This is a genomic window from Echinicola shivajiensis, assembly GCF_018642165.1.
Taxonomy (GTDB): domain Bacteria; phylum Bacteroidota; class Bacteroidia; order Cytophagales; family Cyclobacteriaceae; genus Echinicola; species Echinicola shivajiensis.
The window spans coordinates 1-25,071 of sequence record NZ_JAHHZM010000007.1; the positions used below are offsets into that span (position 1 = coordinate 1).

Consider the following 25,071-nt stretch of genomic DNA (forward strand, 5'->3'; position numbering starts at 1 on the left):
TTAAACTTGATCTTTCAAAAGTGGCACAGTTCGAACCGAAATCCCAACTGGAAATGGCACGGTTTAAACCGAAAGGCCTGGCACAGTTTGACCGAAAAGGGTGGCACAATTCAAACCGTTATATCCACCCAACTAGAACTGTTGCTATGACAAACCTTGTCGAATTGTTTGATATTGCTTGGAGTATAAAAAAAGAAAATCTTGATCTTGGAACAGCTCGAGAAAAGTATTTTGGCAAGGAAATAAACAAAGCTTATAATACTATGTAAAAATGCATTAAAACGTATTTTACATTAAACGTTGTGGGCTTTAAAAAATTACTTACAAATGACTTGCTTACAAGGAGGACCGTTTTTAGAAATTAGTTTTTTGTTGACACTTGACACGGACAGACCAATGTTTGTTGAAACCATCTTGACTAAACTAAAATCATTCTCACCGACAGTTGAGATGCCTGTACTTTACTATAGCAGATGATTTAAAACAAATGGCCCCTAGGGCCAAAAAAAATCGGTTGAAAAACCGTAAAAAATAGCGAAATAAGCGAATTGTCAATAGGGTATATTTGTCTTAATCTCAAATGAACGCCTATTTAATAAATCACATAAAGTATTTCTATCTAATAATATTCTCTTTTTTATTCTTGGATCTTTTAGCTAAGGATATATACTTTTTCATGTCAAAGTTATAGAGCTCCTTTATAGACACTTTTACTTGTAACGATATTTTTAAGAGGGTTTCGTAGGTAGGATTTGTATTACCTCTCTCAATCTCTCCAATTGTTTTTTTGGCAAAACCGGTGCGATAGCCCAATTCTTCTTGTGAAAGTGGTTTATTTGTTTCAGCGTCAATAACTTTCTCTCTAAGTTCTCTAATTCTATACCCTAAAGCCTCTTTCTCTTCTTTGAAACTATTCTCTTTCATGTGAATAAAATTCCTGGTTTAAAACCGAAAAAAAGATATATGTATGTATCCTTAAAATATTTATTTTATGACTGCTATCGAGTCAGACACTTTTAATTTACTGTCCAAAAAATTATTTTGTTTATTTTAAGATCAATCTCTAACAAGAACCAGAGGGAGATTATTTTTTCTCTAGTTCTTTAATATACTTATCTACATTAATTTCTAATTCGAAGAGGCTTATTGTCTTTAAATTTAACGCTTTGGCTAAAAAAATTAATTTATCTAAGGTGGGATTGGCTTCTCCTCTTTCTATTGTCCCAATTAAGAATTTGGTCAAACTAGTATTATTGTCAGCAAGTTCTTGTTGGGAAATATGTTCTTTATCATACTCTTTACTTGGTATTTTTTCCCTAAGTTTTAATAAATATTTTCCAAGTTTTTCCTTTTCAGTCACTTTTCTTCCATTTAGCAATCTTAAATTTCTCACTTACTCCCCCCAGGGCCATATAAAAATCGGTCGAAAAACCGTAAAAAATAGCGAAATAAGCGAATTCTCAACAGGGGTATATTTGTCTTAATCTCAAATGAACGCTTATTTAATAAATCACATAAAGTATTTCTATCTAATAATATTCTCTTTTTTATTCTTAGATCTTTTAGCTAAGGATATATACTTTTTCATGTCAAAGTTATAGAGCTCCTTTATAGATACTTTTACTTGTAACGATATTTTTAAGAGGGTTTCGTAGGTAGGATTTGTATTACCTCTCTCAATCTCTCCAATTGTTTTTTTGGCAAAACCGGTGCGATAACCCAATTCTTCTTGTGAAAGTGGTTTATTTGTTTCAGCGTCAATAACTTTCTCTCTAAGTTCTCTAATTCTATACCCTAAAGCCTCTTTCTCTTCTTTGAAACTATTCTCTTTCATGAGAATAAAATTCCTGCTTTAAAACCGAAAAAAAGGATACATATATGTATCCTTTAAATATTTTTTTTATCTTTGATATGAATACATATATCTGCAATTCTTCAAATAGAAAATACTAGAAGCAATTGCTTTGAGTCTCCAATCGGAAAACTGGCACTTTTCTTTTAGGAACGAGATGATAAGCAGATTTGCTCACGACCCGGGCGTGGGCTCTCTTATCGTTCCAATGGTATGCCAGTACCTCTGATTAGATAAGTAGAGTTCCACGCCTTCCTATTTTATATTCCAGGGGTGTTCGGAATGTACTTCTCCTCCAAAGCAAAGGTTTCTGCATAGGATCATTATGAAGTCTTGCAAGGGAATTCTTTTACCTTAAGTATTCCAAATACAAACGCTATCTGCAAAACTTTATGCTTATGAAAAGTATGCACAAGCCCATGGAAAAGTATTATGAATTATTAAAAAAAGGCGACCCTTATGCTTTAGAACAAATTCATACCCAATATCGTGGCATCATCTTTTGGATCGGTAGAAGAATACTGAATGATCAGTTTGCAATAGAAACTTTAGTTCAGGATACTTTTTTAAAATTATGGTTTTATAGGGACAGAATAGAAAGACCTGAGCATATTCTCTATTTCTTAAAGTTTGTGATGAAAAAGGAATGCATCTCCTACTATTATAAACCCAGAAATAAGTTTTTAAGGGAAGTCAATTCATTAGAGGATTATGATAATTACCAAGACTATATGGTGGGCTACGACCCGGAAAGTGTGTCTGAAAATCTGAAAGACCAGGAATCGGAACAAAAAGCCTTCGACCGAATCCAAACTATATTGCCATTGCTCAATGCAGAAAGAAGGAATTTGATTGGACTCTGTTTAAAATATGGCTTTCAGTATAAAGCCATTGCCCAGGTTATGGGAAAGGGTATCACTGAAACCAGTAATGAGATAAAACGGGCTATTCAGGACATTAAAACCATCGTACATCATGGAAATACAAGCGCATATAAGCAAAAATCTCCTGGTAGTGATATAAAAGGTCCAGAGGAGATGACCGAGGAACAGGAAAGGATATTGGAACTCAGATGCCATATGAAGTATTCCTTTGCGCTAATTGCCGAAGCGCTGAACCTGTCTCAAAAGGAAGCTCACAAAGAATTTGTTACCGCATATAAACTATGGAAGGAAAAACAGTTCGAATCCGTTTAGCATGGAAAACCCTACACTAAAATTAACAAGGAAGATCCAGTTATTGGTTGACCTGCCCACCAAAGAAGAAAAGAAGGAAGCATTGAGTACGCTTTACCGATGGCGGAATCGATGTTTTAGAGCAGCCAACCTTATCGTTTCCCATTTGTATGTACAAGAAATGATTAAGGATTTTTTTTATCTCACAGAAGGGGTCAGGTATAAACTGGCCGATGAAAAGAAAGATGCAGATGGCATCTTGGAACGTTCCCGTATCGGTAGCACCTATCGGGTGGTATCAAATCGCTTTAAAGGCGAAGTCCCTACCGATATTTTGTCATGTATGAATAACACCTTACTATCTACTTTTAATAAAAATAAATTGGAATATTGGAAAGGTCTACGTTCTCTGGAAAACTTAAGACGAGACATTGCTTTTCCATTTAGGCCAAGGAACATAAAAAGCCTATCCTATGAAGAAGATAAAAAAGCTTTTTGCTTTCATTTATTTAAAATTCCATTTAAGACCTATTTAGGTGGAGATTTTACCGACAAAAGACAACTATTAGCGCGTTTGCTAAATGATGATATTAAGCTATGCACTTCACATATTAAACTCGAAGATGGAAAAATCTTTTGGCTGGCAGTATTTGAAATTGAAAAGGAAGAGCACGGCCTGAAACCCGAGGTAATAGCAGAAGCATCACTCTCTCTGGAATGCCCTATAGTGGTAAAAACCGGTAAGACAAAACTCAGTATTGGAACCAGAGAAGAGTTTCTTTACAGGAGGTTGGCCATACAAGCAGCCTGTAGAAGGGCACAGATGGGCGCTACCTACTGCAAATCAGGAAAAGGACGTAAACGAAAACTTAAAGCTGTGAACAAGTTTCACCATATGGAAGCTGATTATATACGTGATCGTATACATCTATACAGCAGAAAACTCATTGATTTCTGTATTAAACATCAGGTAGGAACTCTTATTTTATTAAATCAGGAGGATAAGATCGGAATAGCTAAGGAGGAAGAATTTGTATTACGGAACTGGAGTTATTATGAACTCATGACAAAAATAAAGTACAAAGCCGAGAAAGCAGGGATTGAACTTATTGTAGATTAACAAATGAATCGAGGGTGCTTGTTCACCCGTAAAGTGAGGTCTAGGACACTCACCAAATGCAAACAGCATATACAACAAAAATCCGATCTAATTAAATCAGCAGGGGCTTCGACTTAAGTTTATCCTTTGCTAACCCGCGTTTGCAACGCGATTTGCTAAATCCAAGCATTTGCAATGCGGTTTTAAAATGAATTGTAGCGTTTAAAACGCTTAGATTTAGGAGTGCTTGTTACAAACGAGGACAAGATAGGATAGAACTTATTGTAGAATAACAAATGTATCGAGGGTGCTTGTTCACCCATAAAGTGAGGTCTACGACACTCACTAAATGCAAACAGCATATACAACAAGAATCCAATTTAACTAAATCAGCAGTGCTTCGACTTAAGTTTATTCTGAGCTAAGTCGAAGGGCTCAGCCTGACACATTAAGTATTTCCCTGTCAATAGTAAGGAAGTGAGGTCTGCTTTTCCCAGGCAGGCAATCTCATTTATAAAATACAAGACGCTCCGCTGTATAGGTGTCTCAAAGTGAATTGCTCAAGAACAGATCCCCCTGTTTCTCCTTTCTCCTCCTAAATTAAAAGTCCAATCACACTAAAAGACTAAAATTTTACCAATTATATCTAAAAATACCCCATATGGGGTATTTTTTGTTTTTTGGGGATTGGTTATGTTTGGGATTAATCAATTTTCAAACATTTATAAGTGAATGTAAATGCTTGAAAATGGGAAAAATATAAGAGATATAAACGCAATGCGTTTATTTACTCGTTGTGTGTAATTAAAAAAGAACCCGCTGATAATTGACAAAATTAATTGAAATAAAGCGAACCCCATATGAAGAGCCTTATCACATTAATCTGATTTTTAAGGCTACGAATGGAGAAAGTGCAGGACAGCTTGAGATTTATGATAATGCGGATAGACTGAAAAAGTTAGCGGACATTCTTGAAGATTTTCCGTTTGAAGATGAGAAGCAATATTTATGGGAGTTGGGATCTGAAAAACCCGAAGACAGATTTGCATTCTATTTTAAATGTGAGTTCTCATTAATAAAACACACGAGCGACTGTTTAGTAGGGATTAGATTGAATAACAACGAAGAAGGAATTGAAAAATCCATATCTGAATTTAATATTCAATGTAAACCAGCAGAATTGAATAAACTGGGACAACTATTCCGTGAATTCTCGAAATTGAAAACAGAAACTCTGACTTGGCATGGGTTAGATGGAAAAGTAGAGTAGGCGCAATATAAGATAATATGACCAATAAATTAAAACTGGGAGAATTAGAAAGAAGAATTGATGAGGTCTTATTTTATGTTTGGGACCCAATTGGAGTATCTGACACCCCCGCTGCTAGAGGTGAGTACAGTTCCTACACTATGACAATTCTCAAATGTGTTCTTGAGGAAGATATTAAGAAGATTGCACACCAGTTGGGTAAAATTGAATCAAGCTCAATGGGATTAGGAATCAATGAAACAAAAAATTTAGAAATCGCTGAATTACTGGTGGACTTTAAGTACTCAGTAGACGAAGGATTAAAATAACTACACACAATAACTAAGCATTCGTTTGGCCGGAACGGCCAAACCTGAATGCAGTGTTGAACGAGTGGTGCCAGGAAAGGGATAATTATGGGGAAAGCTTTTTCCCCCTTTTGTGTTTTTGGAGGTTCGGGGTCAAAAAGCACGGTGCTTTTAGAACTTGTTTTCTTTCTTTTTGGCAGTGTTTAGGTTTTTCTTTGTTTGGCTTATAGTCCTTTGGACAGCTTTACGGGCTGTTTTTTGGTTTTTTGCAATTGTAAATCGGCTAGGATAATTAGGGTGTAATTGCAAATTACACCCAACCACCATAGATGGTTTATTCTACACCTAGGTGGGGGTTAATACTTTTCCTTCTACTTTTAATAATAGTTCAATTGGAATAGCAAATTCATTTTCATTTGCCTTTTTTGCAGGTGTTTCTGGTGAAGTAGGAGTAGTTAATGATCCTTATGGGGGAAGAAGAAGATTTTATACAGTTTCAGCTAATTTTGGTTTTGGGATAGATTTTGGCTATAATCACAAAGAAATATTTCCAAAACCTGGAACAAAGTATCATGTAGACAATTACAAAGGGAATGGAAAGAATTTAAGTTTTGGAGCAGGATTTGTTGGAGATTCCAGAGGAGGAGATGCTAAATGGAATATTAATCCAAAATCTATGGGATATACATATAAGGAAAGAAGCACTTCGGTTTCCCCGTTAATTGGAATACCAACACCGGCAGATATTGGAGTAATTTATCAAATGGGTAGAACAAGATTTTGGTAATGGAAAGATTTAATTATCAAATATTATTAATGTTAATTATTATATTTTCAACAATAATAATATGGACAATAGGCTTTTTTGATGATTTTCCTCGACAAGATATTAATTGTATAGAACATTACGAATTTTTTAAGAGTGAAATAAATAGAGGAAGGGTTAAAGAAAAATATATAGATTATAATAATCATGAATATAAGATTGTAAAGATTGAAAATGGAAACAAAGTGTATAAATTATTATTAAATCTTGAAAAAGATAAAAAGTACTTTGAAGCTTTGAAAGTGTCAGATATTGTTAATAAAGCTAGTAATTCTTTTATTATTGAGATTAATGGTAACTATAGCTTTAAATTAGGCTATGTTTGTCCATATGATACAATTTATAATGCTAATTAAAGTTTAAATAATAAAATTTCAAAACCTTATATGGATGAAGGGTTGGATACAAATATATGAGTTTAATATGGTCAAGTCTTTATAGTAGTAGAGACTTGGACCTGAATTTACTCCTGTCTTTAGCTTGTTGAGCTGAAGTATATAAAAATGTGATTGGGTCTGGTCTAATCAGGCATTTCAATATGGTTTAGGTTTTTAAAGAAGCTTAAGAATGGTCTCAGTCTTTAGCCCAGAGATGACTGAGACCATTACATTTTTCTTTAAACTTTGTGACCTCATTGCACTTTGTGGTTATAACTCATAACTCCTACTTTTCCTTTGAAGCCTGTATTCCCTCCTTTAACCCCATATTTTCTTTCTGAAGATCAGCCACCTGTTCTTTTAATGATTCCATTTCTTTGTTAAGTTGAATAACATGCAAGGTCATTTTCTCCATCTTTTTCAATAGAAGCAGGTTCATTTCCTTAAGCTCGATGCCATTTTCCTCCATCTCAGCCGCAGAAGGGATTTCAGGTAGGTGTTTGTTGGCTTGGATATAAGTTTCGGGTTCTTCTAGTGAGGGAAGGGGATAGTTTTCTTTGAGTTCATATTCAGGAGCTATGAAAGCTTCCCTTTCTTAGGACAGGGTAAAACTAGACAAATAAACTATGGCTTTAAAAACGCAAAGACTTAAAAGTCCTCGTTGCAAACGAGGACTAGGGTGTCTTTACTTCGTCATCAGCTTTTCCAGCCTTGCGATCATCTCGTCTTTTTCCTTGAGCATGCGCTCATATAGGGCCATTTTTTCCTCATGGAGTTTTAGAATTTTGTCAGCAGGATCAAAAACGGGCTTAATATTAATTGCCGATGCGCCTTCTTTAAAATCCTGAAAAGTATTCGCAATAATATTTACCGCTTGTTCTTCATCAAAGTTCTGGAAGGCTTCTACGGGGATATGGAGAATTTCTGCTACTTGGCGCAGGATATCCTCTTCGATGGTTTCCTTTTGTTCCAGTAGAGAGATTTTCTTTTGGGACCAGTCATCACCCAGTTCATGGGCTAGCGCATCTTGCTTGATACCAAGCATTTCACGGAATCGTTTGATATTTCGACCCTGATGGATAGTATGTGAAGCGGAGTTTGTCATATTGATGGCTACTAAAAAACTAAAGGACAAGTTACATAAAAAGTCCATAATTGGAAAGGGGAGTTTTTGGAATGACTGTTTGGTTTTACTGGCTTTCATTTGTTGTCCTTTTATTCGGGTGCAGTTTTGTTCTTGATTGTCCTCATGAATGCTACACATTTCCATTGTTGAAAAAGGCCACTTCTTGATGTTAAAACGATTTTCTGATTAATGGATTGACAAAGGGATTATTATATGTGTGAAATTCCTTTTATAATAGTGAAATTTTTATCCTTAAAAGATGAATGAAGGTGCTTTTAAAAGTTTATTAATTGCCCTAATAGCTTTGTTGGCTATATTATTTAAGCTATTAAAGCCAAAGCTTAAAGGCATTTTAGGAGAGGCAAATGTTTCTTTAATATTAAAGCTGCTAAACCGAAACCGCTATAAGGTAATAAATGATGTTCTAGTTAAGGATTTTTCAAGGAGCAGTCAAATTGATCATATAGTAGTATCTAATTATGGGCTGTTTGTAATAGAGACCAAGAATTATAAGGGTTGGATATTCGGGCATGAAAGTTCAAGTTATTGGACGCAAACCATATATGGAAAGAAGTACAAGTTTAGAAATCCAGTATTACAGAATTGGGGGCATATCAATACTCTTAAAGCTGTTTTACCTGACTTTCCATCAGTTTCATATTATTCTGTAATTGTGTTTACTGGAAATTCAAAACTAAAAAGAATCACCTCGAAGGTTCCCGTTTTGAAACCCAGTAAATTACTGCGCTATATTTCAAAATCTAGTAAAAACGAATGTTTATCTAATGAAGAAGTTGATCAAATCTATCAAAAACTGATCAGTCTCAATAGGCTTGATAAAGGATCAAGGAAATCACATATTAGAAAAGCCAAAACAAATCAACGAGGCAGTGTAAATCCGATAACATGCCCAAGATGTGGAGGAGGCTTATCGATAAAACAGGGGAAATATGGAATGTTCTATGGTTGTTCTAATTATCCGAGTTGTGATTTTACAAAAGATTATAGGACATAAACTAATCTATTAGAAGCTAATTTGACTTTCCCTCCTTTCTACTCCCTAATTCAAAGCCTAACCACACTAAAAGACCAAAATTTCACCAATTATATCTAAAAATACCCCATATGGGGTATTTTTTGGTTTTAGGGGATTGGTTATGTTTGGGATTAATCAATTTTCAAACGTTTATAAGTGAATGTAAATGCTTGAAATTGGGAAAATATAAGAGATATAAACGCAATGAGTTTATTGACTCGTTGGCCACAAGCTCTTGAACGAAATACAAATAATAATTAAATGATCAATTCTTTTCAAATTAGGAACATTGCAACATTTTGCGACGAAGGAATAGATATTCCAAGTCTCAAAAAAATAAACTTTATATATGGAGCTAATGGAAGTGGAAAAACATCTATTTCTAATTATTTTTTAGATCCTACTAAAGAAAGTTATTCAGATTGCAGGATTATCTGGAAAAATGGAGATGATTTAAAGACTTTGGTTTACAACAAAGAGTTTAGAGATAGAAACTTTGGTAAGGAAACTATTGCAGGAGTTTTTACTCTTGGAGAAGCAACAAAAGAAGAAAAAGCTACAATAGAATTAAAAAACCAGGAATTAGTTGAATTAAAAGAACAAGGAACTAAGAAAAGAGAAACTCTCGTCAAACAAGAACAATCCCGGGAAGATTTAGAAAATGAATTCAGGGAAACAATTTGGAAAACAGTTTATAAGAAAAATGAAAAGAATTTTAAGGAGGCATTTACTGGAGTGATGCAAAAGAAATCCTTCTTAAATAGACTGCTCAAAGAATATAAAAATAACTCCTCGGACCTTCGTGAATTTGATTATTTAACTAAGAAAGCAGAAACAATTTTTGGGGATACTCCAGAAAAAATAAACGAGATAACAGAAATTGATTTTAATGAAATTCAGAGTATTGAGAGTTTAGAGATATGGCAAAAAAAAATTATTGGAAAAGGTGATGTTGAAATTGCCAAACTAATTCAAATACTGAGCATTAATGACTGGGTTAATGAAGGAAGAAAATATATTGAAGATGAAAGCGAAGTATGCCCTTTTTGTCAAGAAAAAACAATTACCGATAACTTCAAAAAACAACTAGAAGAATACTTCGACCAAACCTTTTTAACTGATATAAATGAAGTAACAGAACAATCTGAGAAGTATTCCGGAGATTTCGAAAACCTCATAAATCAACTAAACTCAATAGAAACGAATGAAAAATCAAATAAAAAATCAAAATTACAAATAGAAAAGTTTTCGGCACTCCTTAAGACTTTGAACAATCAATTTTTAGTAAATAAAGAATTGATTAATAATAAAACTAAAGAACCTAGTAGAGAAATTAATTTAAAATCAACTAAATCTCAATTAGAAGAAATAGCCAAATTAATAAGTGATGCCAATAGATTAATCAGTGAACATAACCAGATAGTAGATAATTTCAGTACTGAGAAAACAAATTTAGTTAAAAGCGTTTGGAGATATTTAATTGAGGAAAATAAAGACCAACTTGAAAATTTCGATAAGAAAGCCAATGGTTTAGAAAAAGGAATTTCAAAATTAAATGATGATGTAGAAGAATTATTAGAAAAACATCGAAAATTAAAAATCAAAATCAGAGAGTTGACCAAGAATGTCACAAGTATACAGCCATCTGTAGACGAAATAAATACAACTCTAAAATCTTTTGGTTTTAAAAATTTTAAAATAGTTCCTTCTAAAGTTGGGGTTAACACATATCAAATTCAAAGAGAAAATGGTGAGTTGGCAGAGTCAACTTTAAGTGAAGGAGAGATTACCTTTATAACATTTCTGTATTATCTACAACTTAGCAAAGGAAGTGTCTCCGAAACTAACATTACTGAAGAAAGAGTTTTAGTAATTGACGACCCAATTTCTAGCTTAGATAGTAATATTCTTTTTGTGGTTAGTAGTTTAATTAAACAGATAGTTCAAAAGATAAAATCTGGAGATACTAATATAAAACAACTAATATTACTCACTCATAATGTATATTTTCATAAAGAGGTTTCTTTTATAAATGGACGAACCAAAGAATGCAATCAAACAAATTTTTGGATTCTTAGAAAAATAGAGAATCGGTCATTTATTCAAGATTTTGAAATGGAAAATCCAATTCAAAATTCATACGAACTACTTTGGAAGGAATTAAAAAATAAAGACCATCATTCAGGTGTAACTATTCAAAATACGATGAGAAGAATAATTGAAAATTATTTCAAAATCCTTGGTAAATATACAGATGACAGTCTTATCGATAAGTTTGAAAATCCACAAGAAAAAGAAATTTGTAGATCATTAATAAGTTGGATTAATGAAGGCTCTCATACAATCCCTGATGATTTATTTGTAGAGTTACAGGACACTACCACAGACAATTATCTTGAAGTATTTCAAAAGATTTTTGAAGAAACTAATCAAATTGAACATTACAATATGATGATGCAAAATTAGAGCCAGTGGCCAACATCGGTTCATCGCAAATAACGGGTATTGTGGAAAAAGTGTAAAATTAGAAACCAAGAAAGAAAATGGTTCATCCGACAAGTCCGCGTCCCTACTCCCACAACTTGCGATAACCGTAGCCCTTGTACGTCATTTAAAAAGAACTAATGCTGAGTTGGTTGACAAAAAATAAAACCAAAGAATATAAGGACAGACTTCTGAAATCCTTTCCGGCCGAGCTCAAATCTGACGTGGAATCGGTTATCAAAATATTGCCACTCGAAAAGAATGAAGTGAAGCTTTGTGATGGGCAGGTTCATAAAGTTGATAATCTGATTCATCCGACTGAATTGACGATTAAATTGAATGGGGAACAGCTGACAATTCCTTACAGACTATGCTTTGACGAGCCGGACATTGACTCTGAAAATAATTTAACAGATAGACAGAAAACCATTCTGAACTGCATTTTTCTGAGACATCACAATGGGTACTTACGGGAAAATAGACTTGAAAAATTAGTTCATAAGGATAACAAGTGGATAATCCCATTTACAGTTCAATTGCTTGGGGAGTATGTATATGAGATTTTAGAAGTCTTGGAAGAACACATAAATGAAAAGACAATAGATGATTACCACTCATTTACAGAAGAAAACCCTAAATATTGGCAACAGACTGAAAGCAGAATGATAAGTTATTGGAATGAATATTACAGACTGAAATTTTCAAATCTGAAAGAGTATTTAGGGACAGCATTAATAAAAAGAATAAAAAAACGAACGCACAATAACTAAGCATTCTGACGGCTGGAACAGCCAAGCCTTCCAAAGAGGGTAAACCTTTTAGGAGAGTCAGACCTATGCTTGGCAGGTGAATCTGAATGCAGTGTTGAACGAGTGATGCTGGGAAAGGGGGGATCAGTTGAAAGATTTTTTACCTATATTTCGAATAAATAAAATAAGAAAGCAATCCTAAAACTGGAATAATAAGTGCATTTCCGAAAATAAGTTGTTTGGTTACAAGTTTTTTATCCCTTTTAATTTCATTTAAGGTTCTGCCCTTTCCACTGAAAATCCACAATAAAAGAGCGCCGACAAATGTTGTCATTTCAACCCATATTATATCAATGGCAATATTGTCTAAATCCATGTTCACTTATAAATTGAAATTTTTTTAAGAATATTAGGGGCCTTATCTAACTACCAATCCTTTCAATATAGTAAATATAAATTATGGCATTGATAAACGCAGGGATTTAAGAGTCCTCGTTGCAAACGAGGACTAGGTTCGACTGGGGCATTTTACAAATTAATTTGAATTGCACATATTGCACAAGATGCCAACGCTCAAAGCCATACACATTGCCAAGTAGTGAGTAGGTCCCGCGTCAGAGACAGCGGGACAACTAATTTCGTTTTTTATGTCTAGCGTCTCAAATCTCACATCTCCCATCTATTCTTCATAGACCTCAATCACCACTGGCCCCTCAATTCCCGAAGGCATGACCTTCCAGCCGGAGGCGTCGAAAGGTTTATAGTTGATATTGACAAAGTTGATTTCGTGGTAATTTCTCCATTCCAAGCCTTGCTGGTCCATATAGCGGATGCGGTTGGCCATCAGGTTGGCGACTTGGATTTCGATTTCGTTTTTGCCATCCCTGAGGAATTCCCCAATCCGTAACTGGTAAGGAAGGCTCCAGGCATAGCCGGCTTCCTGTCCATTGATCCAGACTTTGGCGCTTTCGTAGACCTTACCCAGTTTAAGCAGGTAGCTCTTTCCGACTTCTTTTTGAAGGGTGAAGGTGCTGCTGTAAGTGGCCTGTCCGGAGAATTGGTCGGCTATTTTATCTCCCTGATTGGTCCAAGGCTGAATGGTTGCCATGTTTTGATCTTCTGGGATTTCTGGTCCACCCTGATCGAAATGGACTTGCCAAGGGCCTTCTAGGGTGATTTGTTGGTTGGTGATATCAAGGTATTTCCACGCTGGGATATTCTGATGGGCTGATGGGCTGGTTTGCAAGATCAGGCTTTGCCCGGATGCCAAATGAACCTTGACCAAGGTCTTTTCTCCCTCGATACGGGATTGTGCCAGGCCTGTAGTTCCGCTCAGTGGATCCAGGATGCTTACGGTTTGGGCTGTTAGGTTCAGTGGGATTTCTTTTTGGATGGTCTTGTCAGTGTGATTGACCAAGAAATAGTATTTGTCCGTGCCCACTGCCCTGCGGATAAACTGCAGACCCGTATCGGCCAGTTCTTCCCGTTGTATGCTTTCGGTTTCCAAGGCAGTCTTAATATCCTGATTCAGGATCACCTTGCCTTTGCCATGGGAGGCAATGCCTTGTGCATTGAAATTGAGTTGCTCCCAAGCCTTGTTTAAGGAAGCTGTTCTTTCTTCTACTTGATGGAAACCCGGTACAGCTTTAGGCTGTTCCTGGAAGATGATCGTAGCGCCTTGTTCTGCCAGTTTTAAAATGTTTTCCAAGGTTTTTAGAGGCAGGAATTCCATGGCAGGGATCAGCAGGGCCTTGGCAGGTGTAGCATCTGCATGTGTTTGGACTTTACCGTCGATTACCTGTGCCCCTGCTAATAGTTTGTCGGAGGCAAAATCCACCGCGTAACCTTGTTCCATTAAGGCGGTGGACTGGGCATAAAACTGTGTAGGGTGCAGCCAGTGGTCAATATGGTGCACGGAGATCATCTGGAACATATTGCCCTCATCCGCCCATACATCATATACCGGCCAGTACATGATCAGTTCATTATCCGGTTTGCCAGCCTGGAGTACGGACTGACAGCGGGCGATATATTCATTAAAGCTTTTGAAATGCGGCCAAAGGCTGTTTTGCTGGGTCAAGTTCAGGGAGGCATAAAATAACCAGCCTGGGAATTCCACATCCTTAGGAGAATAGGTCACCCCATGGTAAAATATATGGTTGATGCCTGCCAAGAAGGCTTGGTCTACCTCGGGCTTCATCTGTGAAAAGGAACTCTTGAAATGCTCGCCCAGCCAGGTGAAGGTCTCGCAGGAAATCAGTTCTTTGCCTGCCAGGTGGCCAGCGGAGGAAGCAAACTTCAGCATAATGGGATCGGGATCCACATTGCGGATATCGGCACTGTCCCTGCGCAATCCCGGAATGGGGAAATAGCTGGAGCCAAAGGTTTCACATTCGGGAATGTCCACGGTGGCATAGAGGTCGATCAGGTTGCCCGGTGAGCCATGGGCCTGGTTTTTGGTCAGCTTGCCTTTATGATGCGCCCAATCGGTCCACCGTTGGGTAAAGTGTTCCAAGAGCAGTTCATGCAGGGTTTCGCGATAGTCGGACTTGATCCGGCGGGCGTTATCACTGTCTGATTTGCCAAGCAGTTCAGGCAAGTGAGGCTTGAGGTCATAGCCTCTACGTTCTTGGAATTCCTCCAAAAAGTCTTGGGTGAAGTTGGCTCCATAGACTTCGAAACTATCATTATAAAAGCTTCGTATGCCTGGTGTTTTCTTGATAAAGGCGCTATCAAACTCTCCCAAGTAATCTTCAATGGCCTCTTCAGCGTAATGGTCTAGTACATAACCTTGATCTCCGGGAGCGGCCCGCTTTACTTTTTGCCCGGTTTTGCCATTATAGATGGCCATGATTTTCCAGTTTCCTGCCGCCTCCCAATTTATTTCCCCATTTTCTGCTACCTGAGTGGTGATATCTTCGACCTGTCCATTTTCACCATAGGCCATCACAGCAAGTAGTTTGGGAGAAAGGGCAGGATTTTTTTCATTTATTATATTCAAATCGGCCTTAAAAGTCCCATTGCCATTAAAATCAAAATCCTTGATTTCCAGTTTGGAAGCGGCAAAATGAGGTTCCACAAAAGGTCCTCCAAATGGCCATCCGGTACCCTGGGTCAGGTCCACACCCATATCTAAGCTATCGGCCACATCCACGGTATAGTGCAGCATGTCCAGCCATGGTTTGGACAGGAAATCCAAATAACGCTCCTCATAACCTTTGGCCCCATAGATCGGGGCGATCTCCACGCCACCAAGTCCGGCATCAGCATACTCATGCAGGAGATAGCTCAGGTTCTCCTTGTCCACCGCATTGCCCATCCACCACCAGCGGGTCCAAGGTTTGGCGGTCTGGCTGATCTCCGGCCAGCTGCCTGCTTGTATTTGGGGGACAGTTTGCGTTTCGGTGTTTTGCTGGCAGGAAAAAGTAAATATGGCTGTAGCTAAGCTTAAGGAAAAAAGGCCTGTTTTGAGTTTCATGAATGGGTTATTTATGGTTGCAGGTTTTTCAATTTAAATAGACAAAATATTGTCCACAGAATATTGTCCACAGATGAAAAGGATAAACACAGATATATGCTGAAAGAACCACTCCATCGGTGTTTATCTGTGTTCATCCCTGCCTAAAGGCGGCAGGCAGGTGTGGTTAATTTTTTTTTGTTGTGCTTATCCGCTATAGCGGAGTTATTTATGGTCGAATTTGGTTTTATATATGAGGCCCTCATCACAGTCGAGGGGGCAATAATTGACTTTAGCTCTTTGTCATTCCGACGATAGGAGGAATCTCTTTAGCTAATCGTTACTGGAAGAGATCCTTCCTTCGTCAGGATGACATCGATTTGAAGCTCACGTCATTCAGCTCCTTTATATTTAAGAAAATGTTGACTTCTTGCAGTGACGTGTGTATCTATAAAGTAAACACTTCCTTCAAAGGTACACTTACCGGTGAATTGTCCGGGTGGGTCTCCATGATGTCGGCCATGTAGGCCCACCATTTTTGCACGATCTCCGTGCTTCCCAAATCCTGCGAGGAGCTGTCGCCCGAAACGGTCTGTACGGCAAATAGGCTGGAAGTTGCTTTGTCCAGGTAGATGGAGTAATCCAGCACACCATTGTCCTTTAGCAGTTGGACCAGTTCCGGCCAGATTTCCCGGTGTCTTTTTTCATATTCTTCCTCATGCCCGGGAAGGAGTTTCATGCGGAAAGCGATTTGTTTATTCATGGACTTCATTTCAAATCAATCTTGTAAAATGCCAAAATAAAAATACAAGGTTCTTTTTACAGGGCCAAGTACTTTATTGTCGTCTCCTTGTGGACCATAGACGCCCGCTCTGGAGGTGATTCCCAGTGCCAGCTTACTGCCCAAAGCCGGGATGCCATCCAAGAAGGAAATGTCTCCTGTAGGCAGTTTGGGATAGGAAGTTGGTCCGGAAATGCCATAGAAGTCAAATAACCTGACAAAGAGTTGGTCGCCTGGAGAGACGATATAAAACTTTCCTTGGGCGGTGTTGATCTCCATCCAGGCAATATCGCTAAAATAGCCCTTGAACTCCGGATATTCCCATGGCGTAGCGCCCGTATGGGTATTATTATACAGGTTCTGGTGGGAGCCAAACTGTCCTTGGGGCCTGTTTTTCCACACCCGGTAAGGTCCTTTGCCCAGCCATTTGGCGCTGATAACATTGGCTTCGGGATAGTCAAAGCTGATGCCCATATAGGGATATTCGCCCTCTGGCAATTCGTATTCATAGGTGAGTGCTACCCAACCATTGGGCTGGATGGTCCATTGGGCGTATTTCAAGGCACCATCATAATTGACTTTGAAGATTTGCTTGCCGTCAATTTCTTCATGGCTTATGGCACTTACCTCCCCATCGCCTTGGGTAAAACTAGGGCCATTATTAAAGGAAAGCTCAGGCCCTGAAGGTTTCTGGATACGGGCAAGTTTGCCGGTTTCCTTGTCAAAGCTAAGGGTGAAGCCTCCGCCACTGATGGCTATCAGCCCATCCTTTTCTTCGAAAGTGCCAGTTTTTCCTTCTTCGTTATTTTTGATCTGTGCCATCAATCCTTGGATAGGAGCAATGGGCCAGGACCAAGTGTAAATTTCTTGCCCATGCTGATCGGTAGCGGTAAGCCTTAATCCTTCTTGTTCCTGCCAGTTGGCGGGCAATGGGATTTGGATGGAACCAGTCTTCAGAGGAGCCAAATCAGGGCCTTGAAATTGGCCTGAGATAACAGTCTCATATCCTGTTTGGGGACTGGACATGGATGCATAATCCACCAGCTTCCACTCGAAAGTGATTTCATTGAGATTGGTGAAGTGGTAGCGGTTTTCCAAAGCAATGGTGCCGTCAAAGGCTTCAGGTAGTTGCTCCAATTGGATTTTTACCGGGGAATAAATTTCTTTGATGGCATAGACACTGCCTTCTTTTTGCCTGAAAGGCCCTACCAATCCGTCAGGGGCATTGAGGCGGTTAACATCGATTTTATTGTGAATATCTGTTCGGATAATTCCTTCGTCGGCCAATACCCAAAGAAAGCCACCTCCAGACATTTTGGATTGCCACATCAGCTCCCAGTAATCGTGCAATCCGGAAGCAGCACCGCCATCATCCTGACCGTGCAGGAATTCGGTAGGCATATAGATCAGGCTGTCGCTCTTGAATTTGTTGCTTAGGCTCTTATAGTTTTCATAATGGTCTGTATCTATTCCATTGAAGGCATTGCCCGGACGGTGGTGGGCATGTAGCACAGGTCTTTTGGAAGGATCATAAAGTAAAAAATCATCGTCCAGTTCCTTATTGGTCCCTCCCTCATTGCCATTGCTCCAAAAGAGGATGGAAGGATGGTTGACATCTCTCATGACCAATTCCTTGACCAGCTTTTCACCGGATTCGGTATCATAGGCATTTTGCCATCCACCCAGTTCATCCATGACATAAAGTCCCAGTGAATCACAAAGGTCCAAGAAAGAAGGATCCGGGGGATAATGGGCCGTACGGACAGCGTTCATGTTCATTTCCTTGATCAGCAATACGTCCTGTAGGTCGATTTCTGGTGTAAGTGACCTGCCAGTTTCCGGCCAGAAAGCATGTCTGTTGACTCCTTTCAGTTTTACTTTGGTGCCATTGACATAGATGCCGTCACCTTGTCGGATTTCTATGGTACGGAAGCCAAAGCGCTCTTTGCTGGTAAAGACCGTTTCCTTACCCTCCATAAGGCTCAGGTGCAGCTCATAAAGATTGGGCGTCTCAGCAGTCCAAGTGGCAATATTATTCAGCTGACTTTCGATCGAGGTGATGCCTGTTTTGTCTACCTTGACATCCAAGGTTTTGATTTCCCGTTCATTTAAATCGGTAATGATGGCCTTGATCCTACTGTTTTTAGTAGTGGATTGGGTGTGAATTGCTGCCTTGAAGGTGCCTTCTGCCTCAGCGACAATAGCGGTATGGGCAATATGTTGTTCAGGGAAGGCCTGCAGGTAAACTGGTCTGAAGATACCGCCAAAGATCCAATAGTCTGCATAGCGTTCTGCCCTATTGACGGAATGGTTTGATGACATTTTGCTGACAGTCACTTCCAGTAAGTTTTCCTCACCAGGTTTCACTTTGTCGGTAATGTCGTATTTGAAGCGGTAAAATGCGCCTTGATGGATATCCCCGGCAAGTTGACCGTTAACCTTTACCTCTGTATCAGTCATGGAACCTTCAAATACCAGCTCGATGGTTTTGTCGGCCCAGTCAGCAGGGACGTGGAAAGTATGTTTGTATTGACCCTTTTCATCCGCAAAACGGAAGGATTTGCCATAGGTATAATAATCCCTGCCGTAATTATAGGTACCGAATCCTTGTTGCTCCCAATGGGAAGGGACTTCAATGGTGGTCCACTCTCCACTGTTTCTGCCTCCGGTGCAGTAAAAATCCCAAGTAACGGTATGTTTACTGTCTTTGCCACTGAGGTATTGTACTTCTTTTGTTTGGGCAATAAGCCATTGAGGTAATAATAAAAGCCCTGTCAGCAGGTATAATACTGTTTTTAGGTGATTTGACTTTTTTTTCTCCTTAGACAATTTTAACTCCATAGGCTTAGGTTATTTTAAAGAATTTAATCGACTAAGAAAGGAATATATGGGCTAAAAACTGTTATGGTCTGGGAGGGATGGGGAGTGGTTTGTGTTTTTAACCATTAAGGAGTTAAGGGGCATTAAGGGTTGGGATTGATTTTTTGTGTAGAAGATTGCTTTATGTTCTTCATGCTTTTATGTCTTCATGGTTCTTTTTTAACCATTAAGGGATTAAGGGACATTAAGGTTGGGTTTGTTTTTTGAGTAGAAGATTGCTTCATGGTCATTATCCCTTCATTTCTTCATGTTTTTTAGTTTTTTGAACCATTGAGGAGTTAAGGGGCATTAAGGTTGGGTTTGTTTTTTAAGTAGAAGATTGCTTCATGGTCTTCATCCCTTCATGTCTTGATGTTTTTTAGTTTTTAAACCATTAAGGAGTTAAGGGGCATTAAGGTTTGAGTTTGTTTTTTGAGTAGAAGATTGCTTCATGGTCATCATCCCTTCATGTCTTGATGTTTTTAGTTTTTTGAACCATTAAGGAGTTAAGGGGCATTAAGGGTTGGGATTGATTTTTTGTGTAGAAGATTGCTTTATGTTCTTCATGCTTTTATGTCTTCATGGTTCTTTTTTAACCATTAAGGGATTAAGGTTCATTAAGGGGTTTGGATTGGGTTTTTGTGTGGAAGATTGCTTTATGTTCTTCATGTCTTCATGGTTCTTTTTTAACCATTAAGGAGTTAAGGTTCATTAAGGGTTGGAGTTGTTTTTTGGGAAGAGCTCTTCATTTCTTCATGTTTCTAATTTTAAACCATTAGTGCCTTAAGGGAAATTGAGTTTAATATTTGATTTTATTATATTCGTAGCTATTGTTTTTTGTTGGATAAAAATTTTTTAGAGATGTCTTCATTTTTGAATATGACCAAGTTTGATGTTACGCAATTGTCCTATGAAATAACTGGATGTGCTATAAAGGTGCATCGGGAGTTGGGACCTGGTTTGTTGGAAAGCGTGTATCAACAATGCTTGTCTTATGAATTAAGAAAGCAAGGTTTTAAAGTTAAAGAGCAAATGATTGTCCCAGTAGCATACTACGGACAGGTTATAGAAACAATTTTGCGCTTGGATTTACTTGTAAATGATTGTGTGGTGGTAGAGTTAAAAGCAGTCGAGAATGTATTGCCTGTTCATGAAGCTCAGCTATTAACTTATATGAAGTTGTTAAAGAAGCCTCAGGGGCTATTGATTAATTTTTTTACTGATAATATTAGCAAAACTATGAAACCTATGGTGAATGAATATTTTCGGGAATTGCCAGATTGAAGCATGAGTGGAATTTGTGTTTTTAAGCATTAAGGAGTTAAGGGGCATTAAGGTCTGGATTTGGTTTTATAGGTGAATGGTGCTTCATGCTCTTCACTCCTTTATATCTTCATATTTTTTATATTTAACCATTAAGGAGTTAAGGGGCATTAAGAGTTGGGATTGGGTTTTTGTGTAGAAGATTGCTTCATGTTCTTCATACTTTTATGTCTTCATGTTTTTTAGTCTTTTAAACCATTAAGGAATTAAGGGACATTAAGTTTTGGGTTTGTTTTATACGGAAAGAGTTCTTCTTGCTCCAAATATCGCCACAAGCTTATGTTTTATTTTTAAACCATTAAGGAGTTAAGGGGCATTAAGGGTTGGGATTGGTTTTATAGGGGAAGGGAGCTTCTTGCTCTTCACTCCTTCATTTCTTCATGTTTTTTAGTCTTTTAAACCATTAAGGAATTAAGGGATATTAAGTTTTAGGTTTGTTTTATACGGAAAGAGTTCTTCTTGCTCCAAATATCGCCACAAGCTTATGTTTTATTTTTGAACCATTTAGAAGTTAAGGGACATCAAGGAATAGAGTTGTTTTTTGAGGAAGAAACCTTCATGTACTTAATCCCTTCATGTCTTCATGGTTTTTTTAGTTCTAACCATTGAGAAGTTAAGGGACATTAAGTTTTGGGTTTGTTTTATACGGAAAGAGTTCTTCTTGCTCCAAATATCGCCACATGCTTATGTTTTATTTTTTAACCATTAAGAAGTTAAGGGGTATTAAGCTTGGTTTTGATCTAATTAGGGAAGTATTGCTTCAAGTTTAGATTTTCAACGACTATTGATGGCAGGATACCCCATAACAGTTGGTGCTGAGATGTTATGATTTTAAGGTGTTGTTTTAAGTATATATTGTCTTGAAATAGGTTGTTTTTTCTATTTTTTAAGATGTTTTAATGGTGTTATTAAGGTTTTAAATATTGTTTTATTGATGTTCTGATAATTTTTGGTAGAAAATTCAAACGTTTGAAAAGCCCGTTTTCCATGATAGTACAGTACAAATTTTTAAAACAGTGATGCTAGTTTGCTGATGTTATGAAAAACTAACTGGAGTTAGCAGAAATCTTTTGATCCAAAGAAACAAGGTTTCCATGCTTATAAACCTAGTAGTAGAGGATGGTTGGGAATATTATTCCTAAGTAGAAATGATTCGATTCATTGGACAAACTAAACCTAAAATTAAACCATGAAAAAGCAATTTACCTTAAAAAACCATTGGCTGAAGGGAAGTCTCTTCCTGTTGGCCATGGCAGGCGGTACAGCAACTAGTGCAAGTAGTTTGCTTTATGATGCAGCCGAATTAAAATTGAATGATGCTCTTGTACTTTCCCATGAGCAATTCGCCAAAGAAGTAAGCGGAACGGTGCTGTCAAGCGAAGATAATATGCCCCTTCCGGGTGTAAGTATCCTGATCAAGGGCAGCAGTACGGGAACGGTCACTGATATTGATGGAAAATTTAAGATAGAAGTTCCCAATGAAGAATCTGTATTGGTTTTCAGTTCCATCGGATTTGAAAGGCAGGAGATTACTGTCGGTTCCCAAAGTACGATCAATATTACCATGCAGGTGGATTTGCAGCAGTTGGGAGAAGTGGTCGTGGTAGGTTATGGTACCCAGAAGAAGGCCAATATTACCGGGGCCATCGCCCAAATCGAACCTGATAATTTAGATGAAAGACCTATACAGAGAGTGGATCAGGCATTGATCGGCCAAATGGCGGGTGTTCGGGTAAAGCAAACCTCCGGGGTGCCGGGCAGGGGCTTTGATATCCAAGTGAGAGGGGTAGGCTCCATCACTGCCAACAACCAACCGCTATATGTAATCGATGGGTTTCCCTTGGAGAGTGCTGGCGGCAATCCCATGGATAACCTGAACCCGAATGATATTGAGACCATTCAGGTATTAAAAGATGCATCAGCTGCAGCTATCTATGGTTCCCGGGCATCCAATGGTGTGGTTATCATCAATACAAAAAGCGGAAAATCGGGCAAGGCCCAAATCAGCTTAAATGCCTATACAGGATGGAATGAGACGGTGAAGAAACTGGATGTGCTGAGCCCTACGGAGTGGATTGATCGCGCCACAGAAATGATCAATACCCAATGGGAAAATTCTGGTGAGGGCAGGTCAGCCTCCCAATCCCTAGCTGAAAGGGAAGCTATCTTGGGTGGTTTTGATCGAAATTATATGTATGATGAACGATGGATGCAAGAGGGATACCCTGGCTTAATGTTGGTGGACTGGCAAGACCATTTGTTCAGAAAAGGCTTGGTACAGAATTACCAGTTGAATGCTTCAGGAGGTAATGAATTTGTCAAATATTTTATTTCTGGGGACTATATGGACCAGGAAGGGATAGCAGTTGGAGTTGATTATAAGCGCTATTCTGCCCGTGCTAATGTAGAGGTTCAGGCAAGTGATAAATTGAAATTTGGCTTGAATCTCAATCCTTCCTATTCCTCTTTGGATGATCCGGGGGTAGAAGGTAAAGATGCGATTACCCATACTACGGTAGGAATGGCCCCAGTGGTAGAAGCTGATGCGGGCTTGTATACAGGTGTGGGAGATATTCCGCTTTATACCTGGGCCAGCTCTAGGATCAGCCCTATAGCATATGCTGAAGAAAGGCTTAATCAAACTACCATATTTAGAAACCTGGCGACTATTTATGGACAATATGACTTTATAGAGGGATTGGCATTCAAAACAACCTTGAATGTGGATAATGTGGATCAACAAAATAAAAACTATACCCCAGCACCTGTTACCAGAAATAAGCAGACTACGGGGGGCTTTAACGGGTATAGAAAACTCACCTTTGTCAATGAAAACACCCTTTCCTTCAATAGGACTTTTGATGAAGTGCATAATGTGAGCGCCGTGGCAGGGATGTCCTATAATTTCAATAAGCGCAATACCTTTACTATGGGAGGTAATTTTGATGTAGAAGGCATTACGACCCTGAATGCAGCGGTGATCAATGCAGGAAGTACCAATACTACAGAAACACAAAGCACCTTGCTTTCCTATTTTGGTCGTGTGCAATATGATTATAAAGGTAAGTATTTGATTTCTGCATCGGCAAGGAGAGATGGTTCTTCACGCTTTGGACAAGATACCAAATGGGGTTTCTTTCCTTCCGTGTCCTTGGGTTGGAGGCTTTCAGATGAAGACTTTATGAAAGATATATCTTTCTTGAGTGATTTGAAATTGCGTGGGAGCTGGGGACTTTCTGGTAATAATGGGATAGGAGATTACTCCCATATCGCTACCTTGGATTTTGCCAATTATTCCTATGGTGGAGCATTGGTCAATGGTTTGATCCCCGGTAATTTCCCTAATAATCAACTGGGATGGGAAGAGTCCGAAATGCTCAATATCGGATTGGACCTAGGGGTATTGGAAAATAGAATTTATGCTTCCTTTGATTATTATACCAAGAAAAACACCAACCTTCTATTGAATATTCCTGTGCCATCCGCAACAGGTTTTAGCTCCGCCTTGACCAATATCGGTGAGGTGATGAATAAGGGCTGGGAATTTGAGTTGAGCACCAGGAATCTAACGGGTGAATTTACTTGGTCTACCAATTTTAACCTTAGCCATAATACCAATGAGGTCAGACAGCTAGGACCAGAAAACACGCCGATTTTAGGAGGTAGCTTCGATATCAACCACAATATTACTATGGTAGGCGAGCCTATGTACAGCCTGTACTTGGTGCAGAATATTGGGATCCTCACCCAAGAGGAAATTGATAATGGAGCGGCACTTTATGGTAACCAACAGGAGGGTGATCCCCAGTATTTTGATGCCAATGGTGATGGGGTGATCGATCCAGATGATAGGATACTTTCAGGCCATCCCAATCCGGATTATGTTTGGGGGATTACCAATACCTTTTCATATAAAGGATTTGACTTAAATATATTGGTGCAAGGCCAATGGGGAGGATTGATCTATTCCACTTTTGGCAGGGCGATGGACCGTCCGGGAATGGGGTTTGTTGAAAATACCCTTGGCCGACACAGGAATCGCTGGAGATCACCAGAGAACCCTGGTGATGGGCAGACAGGCAAGGCCGTGTCCAGTTTTGGTAGAATAAAAAATACAGACTGGCTCTATCCATCAGATTATTGGAGGATCAGAAATATTACATTGGGGTATGACCTTGGCAGACTGGTAAAAAACAAGAATTTCCTTACTGGTGCCCGTATCTATACCACTGCTGAAAATTTCTTTGGAGGAGATAAGTATACGGGAGGCTTCAATCCTGAGGCAGTTAACAATAACGGAGATGATTACGGTGCCTTTCCGCTTTCCAGATCAGTTGTATTTGGTGTAAACCTTAAGTTTTAACTCCTAA

Annotated in this window: 20 protein-coding genes and 1 pseudogene; 12 read left to right on the forward strand and 9 right to left on the reverse strand. The window is 38.5% G+C overall.

Translation table 11 applies throughout. From position 1 onward, the window contains the following. A pseudogene (locus KMW37_RS12795) lies at nucleotides 1-269 on the forward strand (hypothetical protein); the annotation flags it as partial. A gap of 346 nt (nucleotides 270-615) precedes the next feature. Here the strand turns inward: KMW37_RS12795 and KMW37_RS12800 are convergent. The 3 genes from KMW37_RS12800 to KMW37_RS12810 form a co-directional block, all read right to left on the reverse strand. Beyond that, the gene (locus KMW37_RS12800) at nucleotides 616-924 is read right to left on the reverse strand and encodes a helix-turn-helix domain-containing protein (protein WP_215225036.1); all 309 of its coding nucleotides are present in this window, start codon (nucleotides 922-924) and stop codon (nucleotides 616-618) included. 160 nt (nucleotides 925-1,084) lie between these two features. Continuing rightward, complete coding sequence (locus KMW37_RS12805; RefSeq protein WP_215225037.1) at nucleotides 1,085-1,360, reverse strand: helix-turn-helix domain-containing protein; 276 nt, start codon at nucleotides 1,358-1,360, stop codon at nucleotides 1,085-1,087. A gap of 165 nt (nucleotides 1,361-1,525) precedes the next feature. Continuing rightward, entirely contained in the window at nucleotides 1,526-1,834 is a 309-nt protein-coding gene (locus KMW37_RS12810; RefSeq protein ID WP_215225036.1) for a helix-turn-helix domain-containing protein, read from the reverse strand. 416 nt (nucleotides 1,835-2,250) lie between these two features. Here KMW37_RS12810 and KMW37_RS12815 point away from each other — a divergent pair, with 416 nt between their 5' ends. The 6 genes from KMW37_RS12815 to KMW37_RS12840 all read left to right on the forward strand — a co-directional run bounded on the left by KMW37_RS12815 (nucleotide 2,251) and on the right by KMW37_RS12840 (nucleotide 6,865). Beyond that, nucleotides 2,251-3,048: an RNA polymerase sigma factor gene (locus KMW37_RS12815; RefSeq protein WP_215225038.1), complete on the forward strand. Its 798-nt coding sequence runs from the start codon at nucleotides 2,251-2,253 to the stop codon at nucleotides 3,046-3,048. Nucleotide 3,049: 1 nt separating this feature from the next. Next, complete coding sequence (locus KMW37_RS12820; protein WP_215225039.1) at nucleotides 3,050-4,147, forward strand: hypothetical protein; 1,098 nt, start codon at nucleotides 3,050-3,052, stop codon at nucleotides 4,145-4,147. 805 nt (nucleotides 4,148-4,952) lie between these two features. Further along, nucleotides 4,953-5,396: a hypothetical protein gene (locus tag KMW37_RS12825; RefSeq protein ID WP_215225040.1), complete on the forward strand. Its 444-nt coding sequence runs from the start codon at nucleotides 4,953-4,955 to the stop codon at nucleotides 5,394-5,396. A 17-nt stretch (nucleotides 5,397-5,413) separates the two neighbouring features. Further along, nucleotides 5,414-5,704 carry a hypothetical protein gene (locus KMW37_RS12830; protein ID WP_215225041.1) on the forward strand — a complete coding sequence of 97 codons (291 nt, stop codon included), beginning with the start codon at nucleotides 5,414-5,416 and terminating at the stop codon, nucleotides 5,702-5,704. A 328-nt stretch (nucleotides 5,705-6,032) separates the two neighbouring features. Beyond that, on the forward strand, nucleotides 6,033-6,470 hold the full coding sequence (locus tag KMW37_RS12835; RefSeq protein WP_215225042.1) for a hypothetical protein: 438 nt from the start codon (nucleotides 6,033-6,035) through the stop codon (nucleotides 6,468-6,470). Further along, nucleotides 6,470-6,865, forward strand: coding sequence for a hypothetical protein (locus KMW37_RS12840; protein ID WP_215225043.1), 396 nt, complete (start codon nucleotides 6,470-6,472; stop codon nucleotides 6,863-6,865). Before KMW37_RS12835 ends, KMW37_RS12840 begins: the two co-directional genes overlap by 1 nt. 307 nt (nucleotides 6,866-7,172) lie before the next feature. Here the strand turns inward: KMW37_RS12840 and KMW37_RS12845 are convergent, their stop codons facing one another. Next, nucleotides 7,173-7,325 carry a hypothetical protein gene (locus tag KMW37_RS12845; protein ID WP_215225044.1) on the reverse strand — a complete coding sequence of 51 codons (153 nt, stop codon included), beginning with the start codon at nucleotides 7,323-7,325 and terminating at the stop codon, nucleotides 7,173-7,175. A 246-nt stretch (nucleotides 7,326-7,571) separates the two neighbouring features. Further along, on the reverse strand, nucleotides 7,572-7,991 hold the full coding sequence (locus KMW37_RS12850; RefSeq protein WP_215225202.1) for a helix-turn-helix transcriptional regulator: 420 nt from the start codon (nucleotides 7,989-7,991) through the stop codon (nucleotides 7,572-7,574). A 280-nt stretch (nucleotides 7,992-8,271) separates the two neighbouring features. On the opposite strand from KMW37_RS12850, the gene KMW37_RS12855 reads away from it, so the two are divergent. The 3 genes from KMW37_RS12855 (at nucleotide 8,272) to KMW37_RS12865 (ending at nucleotide 12,302) form a co-directional block, all read left to right on the forward strand. After that, on the forward strand, nucleotides 8,272-9,027 hold the full coding sequence (locus KMW37_RS12855; protein ID WP_215225203.1) for an NERD domain-containing protein: 756 nt from the start codon (nucleotides 8,272-8,274) through the stop codon (nucleotides 9,025-9,027). A gap of 282 nt (nucleotides 9,028-9,309) precedes the next feature. Continuing rightward, complete coding sequence (locus KMW37_RS12860; RefSeq protein ID WP_215225045.1) at nucleotides 9,310-11,514, forward strand: AAA family ATPase; 2,205 nt, start codon at nucleotides 9,310-9,312, stop codon at nucleotides 11,512-11,514. 170 nt (nucleotides 11,515-11,684) lie between these two features. Beyond that, nucleotides 11,685-12,302, forward strand: coding sequence for a hypothetical protein (locus tag KMW37_RS12865; RefSeq protein WP_246581474.1), 618 nt, complete (start codon nucleotides 11,685-11,687; stop codon nucleotides 12,300-12,302). A 139-nt stretch (nucleotides 12,303-12,441) separates the two neighbouring features. On the opposite strand, the gene KMW37_RS12870 is transcribed toward KMW37_RS12865, so the two are convergent. From KMW37_RS12870 to KMW37_RS12885, 4 genes are all read right to left on the reverse strand, one after another. Then, nucleotides 12,442-12,657 carry a hypothetical protein gene (locus tag KMW37_RS12870; RefSeq protein WP_215225047.1) on the reverse strand — a complete coding sequence of 72 codons (216 nt, stop codon included), beginning with the start codon at nucleotides 12,655-12,657 and terminating at the stop codon, nucleotides 12,442-12,444. Between the two features lie 303 nt (nucleotides 12,658-12,960). Further along, a complete protein-coding gene (locus KMW37_RS12875) occupies nucleotides 12,961-15,759 on the reverse strand; it encodes a glycosyl hydrolase (RefSeq protein WP_215225048.1) in 2,799 nt (932 codons plus the stop codon). 427 nt (nucleotides 15,760-16,186) lie between these two features. Next, nucleotides 16,187-16,501 (reverse strand): L-rhamnose mutarotase, encoded by a 315-nt coding sequence (gene rhaM / locus KMW37_RS12880; protein WP_215225049.1) that lies wholly within the window; start codon nucleotides 16,499-16,501, stop codon nucleotides 16,187-16,189. Nucleotides 16,502-16,516: 15 nt separating this feature from the next. Next, complete coding sequence (locus tag KMW37_RS12885; protein ID WP_215225050.1) at nucleotides 16,517-19,360, reverse strand: glycoside hydrolase family 2 protein; 2,844 nt, start codon at nucleotides 19,358-19,360, stop codon at nucleotides 16,517-16,519. An 879-nt stretch (nucleotides 19,361-20,239) separates the two neighbouring features. Between KMW37_RS12885 and KMW37_RS12890 the strand changes: the two genes are divergently transcribed. Then, a complete protein-coding gene (locus tag KMW37_RS12890; RefSeq protein WP_246581475.1) occupies nucleotides 20,240-20,662 on the forward strand; it encodes a GxxExxY protein in 423 nt (140 codons plus the stop codon). Between the two features lie 1,228 nt (nucleotides 20,663-21,890). After that, a complete protein-coding gene (locus KMW37_RS12895) occupies nucleotides 21,891-25,064 on the forward strand; it encodes a SusC/RagA family TonB-linked outer membrane protein (RefSeq protein WP_215225051.1) in 3,174 nt (1,057 codons plus the stop codon). The last annotated feature ends 7 nt before the right edge of the window (nucleotides 25,065-25,071 follow it).

Excerpts from the sequence above, each read along its gene's own strand:
- KMW37_RS12810 (WP_215225036.1), bottom strand. The coding sequence starts at position 1,834 with ATGAAAGAGAATAGTTTCAAAGAAGAGAAAGAGGCTTTAGGGTATAGA.
- KMW37_RS12875 (WP_215225048.1), bottom strand. The coding sequence starts at position 15,759 with ATGAAACTCAAAACAGGCCTTTTTTCCTTAAGCTTAGCTACAGCCATA.
- KMW37_RS12800 (WP_215225036.1), bottom strand. The coding sequence starts at position 924 with ATGAAAGAGAATAGTTTCAAAGAAGAGAAAGAGGCTTTAGGGTATAGA.
- KMW37_RS12895 (WP_215225051.1), top strand. The coding sequence starts at position 21,891 with ATGAAAAAGCAATTTACCTTAAAAAACCATTGGCTGAAGGGAAGTCTC.
- KMW37_RS12850 (WP_215225202.1), bottom strand. The coding sequence starts at position 7,991 with ATGACAAACTCCGCTTCACATACTATCCATCAGGGTCGAAATATCAAA.
- KMW37_RS12870 (WP_215225047.1), bottom strand. The coding sequence starts at position 12,657 with ATGGATTTAGACAATATTGCCATTGATATAATATGGGTTGAAATGACA.
- KMW37_RS12830 (WP_215225041.1), top strand. The coding sequence starts at position 5,414 with ATGACCAATAAATTAAAACTGGGAGAATTAGAAAGAAGAATTGATGAG.
- KMW37_RS12890 (WP_246581475.1), top strand. The coding sequence starts at position 20,240 with ATGTCTTCATTTTTGAATATGACCAAGTTTGATGTTACGCAATTGTCC.
- KMW37_RS12820 (WP_215225039.1), top strand. The coding sequence starts at position 3,050 with ATGGAAAACCCTACACTAAAATTAACAAGGAAGATCCAGTTATTGGTT.
- rhaM (WP_215225049.1), bottom strand. The coding sequence starts at position 16,501 with ATGAATAAACAAATCGCTTTCCGCATGAAACTCCTTCCCGGGCATGAG.
- KMW37_RS12840 (WP_215225043.1), top strand. The coding sequence starts at position 6,470 with ATGGAAAGATTTAATTATCAAATATTATTAATGTTAATTATTATATTT.
- KMW37_RS12855 (WP_215225203.1), top strand. The coding sequence starts at position 8,272 with ATGAATGAAGGTGCTTTTAAAAGTTTATTAATTGCCCTAATAGCTTTG.
- KMW37_RS12815 (WP_215225038.1), top strand. The coding sequence starts at position 2,251 with ATGAAAAGTATGCACAAGCCCATGGAAAAGTATTATGAATTATTAAAA.
- KMW37_RS12885 (WP_215225050.1), bottom strand. The coding sequence starts at position 19,360 with ATGGAGTTAAAATTGTCTAAGGAGAAAAAAAAGTCAAATCACCTAAAA.
- KMW37_RS12845 (WP_215225044.1), bottom strand. The coding sequence starts at position 7,325 with ATGAACCTGCTTCTATTGAAAAAGATGGAGAAAATGACCTTGCATGTT.
- KMW37_RS12860 (WP_215225045.1), top strand. The coding sequence starts at position 9,310 with ATGATCAATTCTTTTCAAATTAGGAACATTGCAACATTTTGCGACGAA.